This window comes from Pseudoalteromonas sp. PS5 (genome assembly GCF_004103255.1).
Taxonomy (GTDB): Bacteria; Pseudomonadota; Gammaproteobacteria; order Enterobacterales; family Alteromonadaceae; genus Pseudoalteromonas; species Pseudoalteromonas peptidolytica.
Window position 1 is genome coordinate 1 of record NZ_RCSQ01000083.1, and the last position, 16644, is coordinate 16644.

Genomic DNA, 16644 nt, shown 5'->3' on the forward strand with positions numbered 1-16644 from the left:
AAAATTTTTGCCTAGTTATCGACAAGATTTTATCGCCTCAAAATAGACCACTTAATTAAGAAAATTGGTATTAATTAAGTTAATTGAATTGGTAATAGAATGAAAAAATTAGTGTCTGCTCTAGCAGTGCTTGGTTTTGCGCCACAGTTAAGTATCGCTGCATCAAGTAATGAATTGGAAACTATAACCACAACCGCATCACGGCTGGCGGTTACTAGCACAGAGAACCCCGTTAGCCTGTCAGTATTGTCCGAGGTGCAGTTAGAGGATATCGGTGTTACTCATATTGAAAGGGCGCTTAGACTAGTAGCGGGTGCCAATATGCAGCATGGAAATGGGCAAGAATATCTGCCAGCGCTAAGATCACAAGTACTATCCGGTGCAGGAGCCTGTGGAGGACTCTTAACGGCGGAGGATGGCATTGCGCTTAGAGCCGCTGGATTTTGCAATATCAATGAACTATTTGAATCTCATTTTGAAGCAGCAAAACGTATAGAAGTGCTGAAAGGGCCAAACAGCGTACTTTATGGCTCTAATGCCATTCATGGGGTGGTGAACGTGATCACTTCTGACACTACCTCGGATGAAGCACGTATTGGCTTGGATATTGGTTCGTATGGCTATAGTCGAGCACGTATGCAAGCGGGCAGTGAGTCATTAGGGCTCGGCTCAGCGCTGACGATCACAAAAGATACTGGTTATCGCGATGGTGAAGGCGTAGAACAGCAGAAGTTAAGCCTCAAGCACAAACACCAAGGTCAGTTTGCTAGTGTTGTTTCAGGTATGACGTATACTCATTTAGACCAGCAAACTGCAGGCTATATAACAGGTGCTGATAGTTATAAAGATGAGACACTAGCAAAGCAAAATGAAAACCCTGAGGCATTTAGAAAAGCTTCATCATTTCGGGCATGGAGTGAAGTTTCTTGGCTTTGGAATAATACCGATACAGTATTACTAAAACCTTACTTACGTTGGCAGGAGATGGATTTTGTTAAACATTTTTTACCAGGTAAGCCCTTTGAAGAAAATGGTCAAACGGGTGTCGGGTTGCAGACTCTAGTGCAAAGTGAACTAAGCACAAATATTCAATTAGACTGGGGGTTAGATGCCGAGTATACCCAAGGTGAGATGTTGCAATATCAACCAACCCCAACGCAAGGTTCTCCTTTTTTACAAGCTACGATCCCAACGGGAAGACACTACGACTATGAAGTAGATGCTCGCCAAATCGCACCTTTTGCAAAATTCACCTGGCAGCAAGATAACTGGTTGCTTGAATTAGGCGGGCGTTATGAATCAATGCGTTATGACTATCATAACTTCTTACCGGTAGGACGAACCAAAGAAGATGGTTCAGAATGTAGCAAAGGGGGGTGTCGTTATAGTCGCCCAGCCAGTGACATAGACCGCTTTGATTATTTTTCCCCAAAGTTTGCGATACGTTATGCGTTTGCGCAGTCTCATATAGCCTACGCGAATATATCTAGTGGTTATCGTGCCCCACAAGCCGCTGAGTTATATCAGTTGCAACGAGCACAGCGCAAAGCATCGCTCAAAGAGGAAAACGCTAACAATATTGAGTTTGGCGTAAAGGGTAGCACAGAAAAACTGACATACCAGGCAGCCGTTTATGTCATGGAAAAAGAAAACCTAATTTTCCGTGATAGTGATTTTTTCTATATTAATAATGGACGTTCGAAACATGCAGGGATGGAATTAGAATTACGCTATCAGCTATCATCAAATTGGAAGATTGACCTGGCAGCGACTCATGCCAAACACACCTTTGAACAAAACAGCATCCTCAATGGCATTAATATCAACGGGAATGATTTAGACTCGGCACCAAGGCATTTAGCGAATGTGCAACTACATTGGCGGGCATTAGAAAATCTACGCTGGTCGTTAGCTTGGCATCATGTTGGAGACTATTTTACTGATCCTGAAAACCAACATCGTTACGCAGGTCACGATCTGCTTACACTAAGAGGAAGGTGGCAGATCAGCCCTCAACTTGCATTGACTATGAGAGTGAAAAACCTCACGAATACGCGTTACGCAGAGCGAGCTGACTATACGTCGTTCAGCGGTGAAAGGTATTTTCCTGGTAGGCCGAGAAATGTCCTCGTTTCACTAGATTATCGTTGGTAATACCTGAAAAAAGGGAGCCTCAAGCTCCCTCATACTAAAAGTGTGATTGTTATACCAATTAGTCTTAATGCTTGCTTACAGTAGGACGTAGGTACCTCGCTGTGAGCAGGGCAAGAAAGCAGTGTTATCGACAAGAGTTCTTTGCCCCAAAATAGACCACTTAATTAAAGTAATGAGTATTAATCGTCTATTGAGCGAAGTAGTGCATTAATGCCGACCTTTTCACGCGTTTGTTGATCCACTTTTTTCACAATAATAGCCGCGTATAGGCTATGAGAGCCATCTTTGCTTGGAAGTGAACCTGGCACTACAACTGCGCCAGCTGGTACTCGACCATAATGGATTTCACCAGTCTCACGGTCATAAATACGTGTACTTTGTGAAATATATACCCCCATCGAAATAACTGCACCTTCTTCAACAATAACCCCTTCGACAATCTCAGAGCGAGCACCGATAAAGCAATTATCTTCAATAATGGTTGGATTAGCTTGTAACGGCTCTAACACACCGCCGATACCGACACCGCCAGATAGATGAACGTTTTTACCAATTTGTGCACACGATCCTACCGTAGCCCAAGTATCTACCATCGTGCCTTCATCAACATAAGCACCAATATTTACGTAAGATGGCATCAGCACAACGTTTTTACCCACAAAGCTACCTTGACGAGCCACCGCATTTGGTACAACGCGCATGCCGCCTAGTTGGAACTGCTCAGGTGTGTAATCAGAAAACTTCAGTGGCACTTTATCGTAAAACTGATTTACACCATCGCTCATCGGTTGGTTATCACGAATTCTAAAAGACAGTAACACCGCTTTTTTTAGCCATTGGTGCACAACCCACTCACCACTAATCTTCTCAGCAACGCGCGCAGCACCAGAGTCCAAAAGCTCAAGCGCTTGAACAATCGCTTGCTTTACTTCGTCTGATACTGCCGTTGGGGTAATGGTATCGCGGTTTTCCCACGCGGTTTCAATCGTCGTTTTTAAATCAGACATAAATTCCTCTTTACTCTGTTTCAGCATTTAATTTTTTAAGTAGCGCTCGGTGAAGCTCGGCTTTTTGTACTTCGTCGAGCGCCTCATAGTCTTTGTTCGAGACCACGAAAAAGTCTTCTGCACGTTCGCCGACGGTTGTAATGCGTGCGGCATGAATATGAAGTGAATAGGCTTGGAACACCTCAGCAATTTTAGTCAGCAGTCCAGGAATATCAATAGCCTGAATTTCAATTAGGCTACGATTTTCGCGTGCATGTGGGCGCAAAATAATTTTTGGTCTGATGTTAAAGTCTTTAAACTTTTGCGAGCGGTTCTTTTTAATTCGGATTTTTTTCTTCGGATCTTTAAGTAGCGTTTCCAGACCTTTTCTGATGCCAGCTGCACGGCTGGTACTGAGCGGATCGCCGTTCACTTCTAAAATGACAAAACTAAAGACGACGTAGCTGTCTTTGGTTGTCATTACCTGTGCGTGTTGGATCTGTGCTTTTTTAGAGCCAATGACACTGACTAGCTTGGCAAACAGTGCCGACTCATAGGGACTATACACAAATACTTGCGTGCCACCGTGCATGGGTTTATTTGAAACAATAACACTTGGCTGGCTAAGGTCGTTTGATTGCAGTAAGTGCTCTGAGTGCCACGAAATTTGTTGCTCGCTAAAGGCAGTAAAGTAATTTGCTTTAAAGCGTGACCAAATTAAATCAATATATTCCTCAAAATAGCCTAAATTAATCAACCGCTGTTTTGCTTGGCGCTTTTTATCCCGGATTTGATCGCGCATATCCATAGGGTTTTCAAGACCCAATCTGAGCGCGCGTTGAGTATGTAGGTATAGCTCTCGTAATAACGTGTTTTTCCAGTCATTCCAAAGATTGTCATTGGTGGCTCTAATGTCGGCAACTGTTAAGCAATAAAGATAATCTAGTTGACGTTCGTTTTTTATTTTTTGTGCAAATTCCGCGATAACATCAGGATCGTTAATATCCTTGCGCTGAGCCGTCACTGACATCAATAAATGGTGCTGCACCAACCACGCCACAAGCTTCGCATCTGACTGTGTAAATCCGTGCATCTTAGTAAAGGCCATGGCATCTACTGCCCCAAGTTCGGAGTGATCGCCGCCCCGGCCTTTGGCAATATCATGAAAAATACCGGCTAAGTACAGCAGCTCTGGTTTGTCCATGCGGGCAACTATCTCAGAGCAAATGGGAAATTCACTGATGTGTTCTTTGTCAAAGTAGCGATAAATATTGTTGATAAGTTTGTGCGTATGCTCATCAACGGTATAGGCATGGAATAGGTCAAACTGCATTTGGCCGAAAATATTGCGCCATTGCGGTAAGTAAGCGGCAATAAGACCGTGCTTGTGCATTAATGTAAAGGCTCTACCCATGCCATTTGGATGTTTGAGCAAGCGTAAAAAGGCATCTCGACACCCTGCATAATCTTGCAAGTCGCCCAATAAACGACGTCTTACCTGACGCATCGTACGGATGGTACTTGGGTCAATTTGGGTGATCCTTGGGTTATCCGCAATATGCTCAAAAAGAACAAAGAGGTTTTCACGACGAAAGAATACTGAGGGGTTTTTCACTCGGATCTTATTACCGAGCCGCTCAAAATTTCTATCAAGAGGAATGGCTTCAAGTTCAACCTGCTCTGGTAAAATACTTTGCTCAAAATACGACAGCAGCATTTGGTTCATTTCGCGTACTCGGCTCATGATCCTAAATAAACGCTTCATCATTCGTTCAACGGATGCCTTACCTTCAGAGCCAAACCCAAGTAGTTCTGCTGCGTGAGGCTGGTGATCAAACAATAATCTATTTTCGCTGCGCCCAGCTGCTAAATGCAGTGCAAAGCGGATATTCCAGAGGTTTTCGATACATTCCAGTAACTCTTGGTACTCCTCATGAGTGAGGTAACCATGGTTAATTAGCTCTTCGAGGGTTTCAGCATGAAAGTGCTTTTTGGCTACCCAGAATATAGTCTGTAAGTCTCTCAGACCACCGGGGTTTTCTTTGATATTTGGCTCTAAGTTATACGCGGTACCATGACATTTTTTGTGGCGAATTTTTTGTTCGTTGACCTTAGCTATGAAAAAGTCACTCGATTGCCAAATAGGAGTTTCTATGATGTGTCGCTTAAGGCGCTCATATTCAATGTGATTACCGCAGATCAAACGGCTCTCTAATAGACTAGTAGTGAAGTGCACATCATTCTGTTTTTGATCAAGTACCTGTTCGTGTGTTCTCACACTATGACCAATATCAAGACCGAGATCCCAAAGATATGTGACAAATTGCTCAAGTCCAGTGGTCACTTGCTCGCAAGGAGTATCTTTGTTAGTACCAGGAAGTCGATGTCAGAAAACGGGTGTAATTCTCCTCGCCCGTAGCCGCCGATTGCGATAAGCGCAAGGTCAGGGTGCTGTGCAAGACCGGTATCATTAAATAATTTGATAAGTAGTCGGTCGATAAACTCAGCGCGCGAGTTAATTAGGTTTCGAACGGGCTGTTTGGAAAACTGGTTACTTAACCATTTATAAAAATAAGCCAGGCAGTCTCGATAATCTGACAACGCTTGTGCTTCATCAAGGAGCGTTTTTACTTTGTTCGGTAATGCCACTTAGGATCCTGTATCGTGCACGCAACATCAATAGAAACCTGTTTTACACTAATTAGATAACAATTGCGAGTGATGAGCGCGCGATGGTGCAAGGTTTGATCAGTAAGCTGCTAACTGGCGCGAAGTAATAAATTAACTGCTGATAAGTTGCAGTTATTTTGTTCGTTTTAGTTTAACTTGCAAATAAACTAAACCGTGTAGTATAGTTTTGTCGTCATATACATTTCTCACGTCGGATCAGTGGCGCCATTTACTGTTCACGATAAGAAACTTACTCACAGGCATAAGGGATAAATTATGTTGGTATCGAGAGTTAATAGCCTTTATTTGGTTGGTTTTTTGGCGTTACATTTATCAGGCTGTGGCAGTGCTGCACCAAATAAAGACGAGGTTAAACAAAGACCTCAAGTGAGCATTACTCGGGTAGAGCCTGGTAATGACTATATTGAGCAATCTTACTTGGGCTATGTACGAGCGCATGACCGCGGTGAGTTAAGTTTTGAGGTTAGAGGTAAAATTGTTTCATTGGATTTGGACATCGGTGATAGTTTTAGCAAAGGTCAGATACTATCAAGGTTAGACCCAATTACCTCTGAGCTTGCTTTGAAAGAAGCAGAAGCGAGTGTAAATCAAGCTAAATATGATTTAGAAAACGCAGTCATTGAATTGGAGCGAAGAAAAGCACTGAGCAAACGCTCATTAGTTCCCGATACTGAAGTCGATTTATGGAAATTAAAAGTAGACAGTGCATTGGCGCAAGTGAACCTACTTGAGGCTAAACGAGATATAGCAAAAAAAGGGGTATTGGATACTAAAATCATCGCGCCTTTTGATGGTAGTGTAACTGGAAAGTTCGCGCAAAAAAATCAGCATGTATCAGCCAATCAAGCCATATTATCAGTAAAATCAGACAATACCACGCTAGAAGTATTGACGCGGATCCCGTATCAACATGTTAATCAGCTTACTGTAGGTCAGCAGGTATCCATGTATACCTTAGAGCAGCATCAACTTTACGGGATGATCAAGAGCATTAATCGCCAGGCAAGTGCCAATGGCCTTATTGAAGCGTTAATCGTATTAAAGAGTAAGTATTCAGAGTTTGTGCTACCGGGCGCTCCAGTTAATGTTTCATTGAATATTAAAAGCACACAGCACAATTATTCTATCCCAGTCACAGCATTACGTCGTGATACCAATAATAGTCACTTTGTTTGGGTTTTAGAGCCTGATACCCAAACGGTATCCAAAAAAGTCGTGAAAATCGCGCGGATCCGCAGCGGCCGAGTATTTATACATGGTGAATTAGAAGTAGATAGCAAAATTATTTTACATGGTGGTCAGGGGCTTGCAAGTGGACAAGCTGTTGAGCTAGTTAACTTGTAAGGAGCCTGTTATGTCTATTTCGGTAATCGCGTATAAACAACGAGCGTTAATCTTGACCTCAGTATTACTAGCCATGTGTTTTGGAATAGTGAGCTTTTTCACTTTACCAGCAAGGGAAGACCCCGAGGTGATCATCCGAGAGGCTGTGATTTCAACTAATTTTCCAAATATGAAGGCCGAAGATGTAGAGAGGTTGGTTACAAGGCCATTAGAGGCTGCCATCGTTACCTTGCCTGAACTGGATGAAGTCAGGTCTTCCTCTATGGATGGACGCTCTATTATCCATGCGAAGGTTGAGGACAAGTATAGTGAACTTGACCAGATATGGGATGAACTAGCCGAAGCCGTGGAATTTGCTAGCCTCAGCTTGCCTCAAGGTGCGAGTAAACCGGTAGTTAATGACGACTTTGGTGATGTGGCTGTTATGACCTTTGCATTGACATCAAAGTCAATAGCATTGGACGACATATACGATGTTGCACAAGGTATCAGAGATCAGCTAGTTTTTATCGAGGGGACGCGTCGAGTAGGCATTCATGGTAGCCCTGAAGAAGTGTTTTATATTGATTTTAATGATGCTGCACTAGAGGCCTTTGGGCTGACCAAAAATGAAATTTCACAAGTGATAAAAAAGAACAATAACTATGAAGCGATTGGAGCTGTAAATACCAATGCGTATTCTATTCTTGTGAGCGCCAATATCGGATTGGATAGAGAAGACAAGTTACTGAACTTACCCATTTTAATTCGCGATAAAAGCAATACTGCTCCGCATGGGATCATCACGCTAGGCGATGTCGCGACTGTCACTAAAACAACGAAAAGTCCCTATCAACAAGCGGCATTCTTTAACGGATCGCGAGCCGTTGTGTTATCTGTGGTGATGCAACCAGAGCAAAGTGTGATCAATTACACTAAACGCCTCGACCAAGCATTATTCGATATCCAGAAAAACTTATCCCAAGAAATAGAACTGAATATTGTTTCAAAACAGAGTATTGAAGTGGAAAAAGCGGTTTACGGTGTGTCTCTAAACGTGTTACAAACGCTGTTTATTGTACTGGCAGTAGTGATGGTCTTTTTGGGTCTTCGGATGGGGCTAATCGTTGGTGCCATAGTACCGTGTGTGATGCTAGCCACACTTGCGGTAATGGGACTGTTTGAAATGCAGCTAGAACGAATGAGTCTTGCCACTTTAGTCATTGCGCTAGGTTTGCTTGTGGATAATGGAATTGTCGTGGCAGAGCAATTTAAACGACGGTACGAAGAACACCAAGATAAATATCACGCGTTAGCTGAAGTCGGCAAAGAACTAGCATTACCGCTACTTTCTTCAACAGCAACGACAGTGATTGTATTCATTCCGTTGATGATGGCTGAACATGGGGCTGGTGAGTTCACTCGGAATATCTCACTGGTAGTATTGATATCATTGGCAATTTCATGGTTATTTGCGATGACAGTTACCCCTACTATGTGCTACTTCTTTGTCTCTAAAAAGCCGGTACAAACAACATCGGTCACGCGAGTATTTAAAAAGCTGGAAACACAATACCGAACGTTACTAACGCTTGCACTTAACCATAAAAAATGGGTGATATTGGGTGCGCTGGCGCTATTTTTTGTCGGTGTAAAGCTAATTTCATCAACGCCAAAGCAATTTTTTCCATCCAGCGAGCGGCATCAACTCTTAGCTTATATCAATACGTCAGCGGGAAGCTCTACCTTAGTCACAGAGGCGGCCATGACAGAACTGACAGAAGCACTTAATGATGACGGCACTTTTCCTTATGTGAATCATGTAATGGGATATGTTGGATTTGGCGGACCAAGGTTTATTTTTTCCCTTGCGCCATTAGACCCTGCAAATAACGTTGGCTTTTTGCTTATCGATTTAACATCCCGTGAAGCGGTAGAGGAAACATTAGTGCAGCTTAGAAAGGTTGCCAAGCTTGTGATACCTGATGTGCAATTTAGGGTATCCGGGATGTTTACAGGTCCCTCTGATCCGACAGTGTTACAAGTCCAGTATAAAGGCCCTGATTACGCCCAAGTCTTTAACGGATCACAGCAAGTGATCAAAATGTTTGAAGCATATCCTGATATGATCCACATTTGGTCAAATTGGTTCAATTTGTCGACAAGAGCCAATATTAGTGTCAACAAGATATTGGCAGAGCAAGCTGGCATTTCAGAGGTTCAAGTCCTTACTACTATTTCTCAGTTTTTGAATGGCACGGTTGTGTCTGTATCTAGGCAGGACGATGACAACGTGCCGGTGGTATTAAGAGGAGCTGAACATCTAGATGTGATTGCATTAAAAGCGGAGACAATTATTTCACCTCTTTCAGGTGAACCAATTCCATTGGAACAACTCATTACCGTGAGTTATGAAACAGGGTTTCCAGTCATTGAAAAAGAAGATGGTATACCTACGGTGACAATCGAAGGGCGTAATTTGAAATATTCACCAGAAGATCTTGCGCCGATGGTACAGAAGCAAATCACAGAGCTAAATGCGCATCTACCGGAGGGTTACTCCATTGAATTTGATGGTATCATTGCAGATTCTAAAAAAGGAAAAGCGGCGTTGGCGGCTAATTTTCCATTGGCATTTTGTATCATCGTCTTGATATTGATTTCACAGTTTGGTGGATTTAGGCGACCAATAGTCATATTGTTGACCATACCTTTGGTGGTATTTGGTGCAGGCAGTGGACTACAGCTGATGGGAGGAGAGTTTGGCTTTATTGTGATCCTTGGTTTACTCGCGCTTGCGGGTATCATTATCAATAATGCAATTGTGTTGATTGACCGTGCCGACATTGAACGTAAAAACACCGGTGTGTCGTGTAGAGAAGCACTTGTTGAGGCGGCCAGTGTAAGGATGAGACCAATATTGATCACATCAATTACAACAATAGTGGGGTTATTGCCACTCATTATGGGCAATGATGTATTGTTTTTTTCCATGGCTGTCGCTATTGCGTTTGGGTTAGGGATCGGGACGCCATTAACCTTGTTTGTGATCCCAGTATTATATGAAATTCTAACCAGTAAAGAAAAAGTCTTTCATCGTGATGCCAGCAATAGCATTGAGATTAATGAGCAGCCACTCACATCATCGGGAGAAGAAAATATTTGAGTACCAGAGCAGAACAAAAAGACAAGGCTATCAAAGATGCGGCAACCAAACTTTTTATCAAAAATGGTTTGGATGGTGTATCAGTCGATGACATCGCCAAAGCAGCTAAAGTGAGTAAGCCGACTATTTATTCTAGATATAAAACGAAGGAAAAGTTGTTTGTCGCTATCTTAATTGGTGAGTGTGAAAAGCAGATAGAAAAGATGTTTGAACCGCGTGGTGACAAGCAAACATTAGAGGACTTTATTTACAAAAAGGCTTTTGAGTACATCAGTTTTATCACCGATCCATGGTATGTAAACTTGCTAAGAAATGCTATTTACTATTCTGGACACTTTGATGAGATAGGAGAAGCATTTTTACGGTTTGGGCCTAGAAAAGGAGTCTCAAAGCTTGCTAATTCACTTGCCGTTGAGATTGACAAAGGGGAATTGAAGGCAGTAGACCCTAGTGATGCTGCAGAATTTATTATTTCTCGTTCTAAAAGTAACTGTTTTTTTAATGCAATCCTCGCCCGCACCTTGGAAAATGCTGATGAAGATATAAAGGTTGAAGCGATGAAAATAAAAAAAGAGTTCTTACTATTATTCAAAGCTTAAAAGTGAGTTGAATGTGGCGTTAGTCAACATGGTCCACATTGACTATTTTTTATTTATATTTGTTGTGTAGTATTTATTTATATTTTTGAAATTTTATAAATAAAAATGGTCTATTTAAATAAATTATACCGAACAAGCTATTTCCCTTTATATTTCACCCTATTGGTTTATTTGTCACTAATATGGCTGCAAGGATTTAGCTCTGCGCTATATCAAATCGTGAGTGAGTTTCAAATTGCCTTGACTATGGTATTTGGCTCATTCGTGGCTGGTGGTACGGCGCTAGGCGGTGGTGCCGTCGCGTTTCCAATTATGACTAAAGTACTTAATATTGAACCGTACACAGCGAAAGTATTTTCTCTAGCGATACAGAGTTTTGGTATGACTGCGGCGGCATTAACCATTATTTCTCGTGGTATACCTTACTACCGACGTGAAGTCTTAGTCGCTTTGCCGATGTCGGCAGTAGGTATTGCACTGAGTTTAATCATTTTGGCTCCGATAGTTGAAAGCACTATTGTCAAAGCTATTTTTAGCTTTTTATTGCTTTGTTTTGCTATCACAATGATCTACAGGATCCGAGGAAAGTTACACCATCAAGTGACATGTTTCTCAATACAACCTAAAAAACGTCAGATTATGATGGTTGCCTTGATTGGCGGCATTGCAAGCGGACTCGTGGGGTCTGGCTCGGACATCATACTATTCGCGTTTTTAGTTATTTTTTGTCATGCGGATATGAAAAAAGCGACAGCAACCTCTGTTATTGTTATGGCGTTTGTATCTGTACTGGGGAGTGTTATTAACGCATGGCATTTAAATGTAATTGACCATCAAATACAGGGCTACCTGTTGGCTGCCATTCCCATTGTGGTTATTGGTGCGCCGCTCGGTGCATACGTTTGCTCAAAAGTGAGCGTCGGCCAACTCGTTAGCTTTTTATTGCTATTAATAGCGGCTGAGGTTGGCTCAACAAGCTATCATATTTATTTACATTATCACTAGTTTTATAATAATAACAAGAATCTACCTATGAAGAATACAAAAAAGGGTCGTCCGGTTGACGGTGAAAGACAAGCCAAACAAAAAAGTAAATTAATAGAGGCAGGAAAGTCATTACTAGACAATAAACCATATAGTAAAATTACAATCAGAGACATTGCAAATGAGGCACAGCTAAACTCAGCAATGATAAAATATTATTTTGGCAGCAAAGAAAATCTATTTATTGCAGTTGTTGAAAGCTTGTCAGCCCCTTTACTGGATAAGCTTGAAAAAATAGAGAGTGAAAATAGGCCGTTATACGAATTTATAATATCATTAAGTGATATTGTAAATTTTAACCCAGCAGTGGTTTCGATTTTAAAAGAAGAGGTTATGTTTAAATCAACACCATTGAGTGACGCTTTTATCAATGCTTTTCCTGGTAAAGTGTCTGAATTGCTACCTAAACTAATCATGAAAGAAACCTCTATTGAAGATGAAGTAAAAGCAAATCTCGCAGCATTTAATTTGGTTTCTTTGATTATATCACCCTTTCTACTTGATGATATTAGAAAGGGTGTTTGGAATATTAGTGATGATCAAGTCTTTGGTGATGAGTGGGCAGACTATATTTATAGCCTATTTATAAATGGTATAAGCTAGGAGCTAATGCTGGAAGCGATAGTTATATACTTCCAGCAGAGTATTAAGCTGGTACAGGACTGGTGTTAGGTATAATTGGGTTAACTACATTTTTTAATTCTGATAAAGAGATAGTAATATTTTCTTTTAGAATTTTCTTACCAGCTTGAAAGTCAGAAGGACAATTAATGCAAGTAACCGCAATTATTTTATTAGACTTTACATACCAGTAGCTCTTACTATCGCAGTTATACACTCTCTCAATTACCGTGTCGTAACCTTGATACAAACCAGCTATTTGTAATTTACAATCAAAGATATCAGACCAAAACCACGGCACTTGTATTTGTGGTTGGGGGACGTCACATATCGCTGCTGCTACCATTTTGGCCTGTTGCACAGCACTAGGTACAGACTCTAAAGTGGTATTTTGGCCACTAAAGGGCTCAATACCAACAGTGCAATCACCAGCCGCATAAATATCAGGCACAGAGGTTTTTCCTTGCTGATCGACTTCTATTCTACCTTGCTTTGTCATGACGCCAGCATGGTTTGCTAGGCGAGTGTTTGGCTCTGCACCTATGCCGATCACAACGATATCTGCTTTAAAAGATTCTCCTTCACTACAATGAACTGCTTGCACAGTTTTCTCTCCAGTCAATGCGATGACGCTTTTGTCGGTGAAAATACTGACGCCCTGAGACTGATGTAGTTTTGTGATATGGGCGGCAATGGGTTCGGCTGCAATACGATTTAAAATGCGGTTGCCTCTCTCCAAAATAGTGACGTGATGGCCTAGCTTTTTAAAAGATGCAGCAGTTTCCAAGCCTATATACCCACCACCAATCATGACGATATGTTTAGGGGGCTGGTTACTCCCAAGTGCGCGTGCAATATGTTCGATGTCGTCTAATGTTCTAATTGAGAATACATTGCCAAGTTCAGCGCCTGGCACAGTCAGTTTTCTTGAACTACAACCTGTGCATAGGATCAATTTATCATAATTAAGTAACTCACCTGAATCTAAAGTGATAGTATGTTTTAGTGCATTAATATCAACTACTTGTGCTGTCAACTTGATACTGATATTTGCTTTTTCGTAGGCCGCCGCTGGTTTAATGTACAGCCGCTTGAGAGGTGTCTCTCCCGTTAAATAAGTTTTTGAAATAGGAGGACGATGATAGGGTAAATAACTCTCTGCACTGACTATGATGATTTCTCCTTGCCAGCCTTTTTTGCGCAGCTCAAAAGCGGCTTCTGCTCCAGCATGGCCACCACCAACGATAATACACCTTTTCATTGTGCTTCCTTTTTTAATATTGAGACTCGGGCAGCGTAACGCTTAATCCATTATGCTCTTTGGTAATTTTTACTTGGCAACTTAGGCGGCTAAAAGCTGTTGTATCGTTAACCATTTCCAGCATTTGACTTTCATTATTGTCAGGTTGCGTCACTTTATCTGACCATTGTTCTGACAAATAACAATGACAGGTTGCACAGCTTCCCGAACCACCACATTCTCCTTCAATACCTTCCACTAGGTTTTCTATTGCAGCCTGCATAATAGACATACCTGGCTCCACTTCGGTCTCGATGGTTTCACCGTCATGCTGAATAAATGTGATTTTTAGCATAGTAACTCCATTATTAATTTTTAAAATAAGAACTAATAAATTACCTGTTAGTTTGTTTTTTCATATAGTCCGATGTAACTAATTTTATAGTCCCACTTGGCTATTTTATTGTTTTAATATTTCTATATTGTTTTATTTGAATTTTAATCTAATGGAGTTTTAAAAGGTGGAAAAAGAATTAATAGACTTTATAAATAACGATCTACTCGAAGGTGCTGCGCCAGATTTGGATGAAAATACACCATTGCTTGAACTTGGTATATTAAATTCTCTATCTATGGTTCGGTTACTTGCACATGTCGATCAACGTTACGGTGCAAAAATCCCTGAGAATAATATTACACCAGTGCATTTTGAAAATATAAAAACACTTTCACTGTTAATTAAATCGTTATCTGGAGTTGATAACACTGAGCGCAATGATGATGTATCAGAGTTGGAGCGTCTAGTCTGTCTACAAGAGAGCTACGGGATCCAAAGAGAACTTGTGGATGCAGGCAATGGATTTAAACAGCATACGCTACGAGTCAAAGGCAAAGGCCCTTTGTGGATCATGCTTCCGGCACTTGGTAACCCTTCAACCTCATGGTCTTCAACATTGCGCTCTTTGCAAGGTCGTCATAATGCAGTGGCATTAGACTTAGCAGGATTTGGCTTGAGTCAGAGTCAAAACGAAGCACCATCATACGTAGACCATGTAGAGTTTACCTTACAGTATCTAGAAACGTTGGAAGAGCAGGAGTGGGTATTAGTGGCCAACTCAGCTGGTAGCATGATCGCAACAGAAGTAGCACGTCGTTATCCTGATAAAGTCAAAGCACTAGTTTGTACAGGCTTTGGTTTGGTTGATGATGTCGAGAGCTGGTGGGGTGATCTGAAGAAAATGTCCTCAAACCCAGAACAATTTTTAGCTGCTGCGTACTACCATCCTCCAAAAATGACACCGGCTCTGGAAGACTTACTTAATGATGTACTTTCTCGCCCTGCATATCATTCTTTCCTCGATGAATATGCACGTAAATCAATGGCAACTACGTTTGATGACGTGAAGGTACCTACTTTATTTATTGCCGGTAACCATGATCAAATTATTCCCCCTGAGTGGAGTGAAAAAGCAGCCGAGCGCCTTGAAAATGCGACGGTTACGCGTTTATCACGTTGTGGACACTTTTCTGCCTCAGAGCGACCAGAAGAGTTTGTATGGGTAGTTGAAGATTTTTTAAATAAGGTGGCAATGTAATGAACGGATTTACACATTATGACGTGGTAATTATCGGTAGTGGACCTGCTGGTAGCTTGTGTGGAATAGAATGCCGTAAGAAAGGCCTATCTGTTTTGTGTATTGAGAAAGAGCAATTTCCAAGGTTCCATATCGGTGAGTCGTTAACAGGAAATGCAGGACAAATTATCCGTGACTTAGGTTTAGCGGAGGATATGGATGCTGCGGGCTTTCCTGACAAACCGGGCGTAAACGTAATTGGCTCACTGTCAAAAAATGAATTCTTCATCCCTATTCTTGCACCCACGTGGCAAGTACGTCGAAGTGACTTTGACGATATGATCAAGCGCAAAGCCGTTGAGCATGGAGTAGAGTATAAGCTTGGTATGGTCACTGATGTGATTAAAGATGGAGAGAAAGTGGTCGGTGCGCTTTACAAAGCCGATGGCGTCGAACACCAAGTTAGGTCAAAGGTATTGGTTGATGCCAGCGGTCAGAATACTTTCTTATCGAGAAAAGGCGTGGCTGGAAAACGACAAATCGAGTTTTTCTCACAACAAATTGCATCATTTGCTCACTACAAAGGTGTGGAGCGAGACTTGCCACCATTTTCGACCAATACCACCATACTGTATTCAAAGCAGTATCACTGGTCTTGGATCATCCCAATTTCACCAGATACTGACAGCTTGGGTGTGGTTATTCCAAAAGATCTTTATTACAAAGAGTGTAAAAACCCAGATGATGCGATCGCATGGGGAATGGATCATATTAGTCCTGAACTTAAGCGACGCTTTAAAAATGCTGAACGTCAAGGTGACTCTCAGTCAATGGCTGATTTCTCATACAGAATTGAGCCATTTGTAGGTGACGGTTGGATGTGTATCGGTGATGCACATAGGTTCTTAGATCCCATTTTCTCTTACGGTGTGTCATTCGCGATGAAAGAAGGGATCCGAGCTGCAGAAGCAATTGCACAGGTTGTTGCTGGGCAGGATTGGAAAGCGCCTTTCTATGCTTATCGTGATTGGAGTAATGGCGGCCAGCAGATTGCAGCTGATCTGATCCGCTATTTTTGGATTTACCCTATTTTCTTTGGCTATCAAATGCAAAACCCAGACCTCAGAGATGAAGTTATCCGTCTGCTCGGTGGCTGTTGTTTTGATTGTGAAGGGTGGAAAGCGCCTGCCATCTTTAGAAATGCGATTGAAGAATACGACCGTAAACAAATGGCAAGTTAAGGGAA

Annotated in this window: 11 protein-coding genes and 1 pseudogene; 8 read left to right on the forward strand and 4 right to left on the reverse strand. The window is 41.7% G+C overall.

The features are described from left to right. Positions 1 to 99 precede the first annotated feature (99 nt). Complete coding sequence (locus tag D9603_RS11705) at positions 100 to 2154, forward strand: TonB-dependent receptor (protein WP_128731447.1); 2055 nt, start codon at positions 100 to 102, stop codon at positions 2152 to 2154. Between the two features lie 179 nt (positions 2155 to 2333). Here the strand turns inward: D9603_RS11705 and dapD are convergent, their stop codons facing one another. Together dapD and glnD are read right to left on the reverse strand one after the other, a co-directional pair. Beyond that, a complete protein-coding gene (gene dapD / locus D9603_RS11710; protein ID WP_128731448.1) occupies positions 2334 to 3161 on the reverse strand; it encodes a 2,3,4,5-tetrahydropyridine-2,6-dicarboxylate N-succinyltransferase in 828 nt (275 codons plus the stop codon). A gap of 10 nt (positions 3162 to 3171) precedes the next feature. Continuing rightward, a pseudogene (glnD, locus tag D9603_RS11715) lies at positions 3172 to 5789 on the reverse strand ([protein-PII] uridylyltransferase). Positions 5790 to 6086: 297 nt separating this feature from the next. Here glnD and D9603_RS11720 point away from each other — a divergent pair. The 5 genes from D9603_RS11720 (at position 6087) to D9603_RS11740 (ending at position 12566) form a co-directional block, all read left to right on the forward strand. Continuing rightward, positions 6087 to 7175, forward strand: a complete 1089-nt coding sequence (locus D9603_RS11720) for an efflux RND transporter periplasmic adaptor subunit (RefSeq protein WP_128731449.1) — start codon at positions 6087 to 6089, stop codon at positions 7173 to 7175. 10 nt (positions 7176 to 7185) lie between these two features. Further along, on the forward strand, positions 7186 to 10320 hold the full coding sequence (locus D9603_RS11725) for an efflux RND transporter permease subunit (protein ID WP_128731450.1): 3135 nt from the start codon (positions 7186 to 7188) through the stop codon (positions 10318 to 10320). Then, positions 10317 to 10919, forward strand: coding sequence for a TetR/AcrR family transcriptional regulator (locus D9603_RS11730; protein WP_161972738.1), 603 nt, complete (start codon positions 10317 to 10319; stop codon positions 10917 to 10919). Before D9603_RS11725 ends, D9603_RS11730 begins: the two co-directional genes overlap by 4 nt. A 171-nt stretch (positions 10920 to 11090) precedes the next feature. Next, positions 11091 to 11924, forward strand: coding sequence for a sulfite exporter TauE/SafE family protein (locus D9603_RS11735; RefSeq protein ID WP_241651647.1), 834 nt, complete (start codon positions 11091 to 11093; stop codon positions 11922 to 11924). Positions 11925 to 11951: 27 nt separating this feature from the next. After that, positions 11952 to 12566: a TetR/AcrR family transcriptional regulator gene (locus D9603_RS11740; protein WP_128731452.1), complete on the forward strand. Its 615-nt coding sequence runs from the start codon at positions 11952 to 11954 to the stop codon at positions 12564 to 12566. Positions 12567 to 12609: 43 nt separating this feature from the next. Here the strand turns inward: D9603_RS11740 and D9603_RS11745 are convergent, their stop codons facing one another. After that, positions 12610 to 13845: an FAD-dependent oxidoreductase gene (locus tag D9603_RS11745; RefSeq protein ID WP_128731453.1), complete on the reverse strand. Its 1236-nt coding sequence runs from the start codon at positions 13843 to 13845 to the stop codon at positions 12610 to 12612. Between the two features lie 13 nt (positions 13846 to 13858). Further along, positions 13859 to 14179: a 2Fe-2S iron-sulfur cluster-binding protein gene (locus D9603_RS11750; RefSeq protein ID WP_125253119.1), complete on the reverse strand. Its 321-nt coding sequence runs from the start codon at positions 14177 to 14179 to the stop codon at positions 13859 to 13861. Between the two features lie 166 nt (positions 14180 to 14345). Between D9603_RS11750 and D9603_RS11755 the strand changes: the two genes are divergently transcribed. Beyond that, positions 14346 to 15419: an alpha/beta fold hydrolase gene (locus D9603_RS11755; protein ID WP_125253118.1), complete on the forward strand. Its 1074-nt coding sequence runs from the start codon at positions 14346 to 14348 to the stop codon at positions 15417 to 15419. Then, positions 15419 to 16639, forward strand: coding sequence for an NAD(P)/FAD-dependent oxidoreductase (locus D9603_RS11760; protein ID WP_128731454.1), 1221 nt, complete (start codon positions 15419 to 15421; stop codon positions 16637 to 16639). Before D9603_RS11755 ends, D9603_RS11760 begins: the two co-directional genes overlap by 1 nt. Positions 16640 to 16644 lie beyond the last annotated feature (5 nt).

Excerpts from the sequence above, each read along its gene's own strand:
- dapD (WP_128731448.1), bottom strand. The coding sequence starts at position 3,161 with ATGTCTGATTTAAAAACGACGATTGAAACCGCGTGGGAAAACCGCGAT.
- D9603_RS11720 (WP_128731449.1), top strand. The coding sequence starts at position 6,087 with ATGTTGGTATCGAGAGTTAATAGCCTTTATTTGGTTGGTTTTTTGGCG.
- D9603_RS11740 (WP_128731452.1), top strand. The coding sequence starts at position 11,952 with ATGAAGAATACAAAAAAGGGTCGTCCGGTTGACGGTGAAAGACAAGCC.
- D9603_RS11745 (WP_128731453.1), bottom strand. The coding sequence starts at position 13,845 with ATGAAAAGGTGTATTATCGTTGGTGGTGGCCATGCTGGAGCAGAAGCC.
- D9603_RS11760 (WP_128731454.1), top strand. The coding sequence starts at position 15,419 with ATGAACGGATTTACACATTATGACGTGGTAATTATCGGTAGTGGACCT.
- D9603_RS11705 (WP_128731447.1), top strand. The coding sequence starts at position 100 with ATGAAAAAATTAGTGTCTGCTCTAGCAGTGCTTGGTTTTGCGCCACAG.
- D9603_RS11725 (WP_128731450.1), top strand. The coding sequence starts at position 7,186 with ATGTCTATTTCGGTAATCGCGTATAAACAACGAGCGTTAATCTTGACC.
- D9603_RS11750 (WP_125253119.1), bottom strand. The coding sequence starts at position 14,179 with ATGCTAAAAATCACATTTATTCAGCATGACGGTGAAACCATCGAGACC.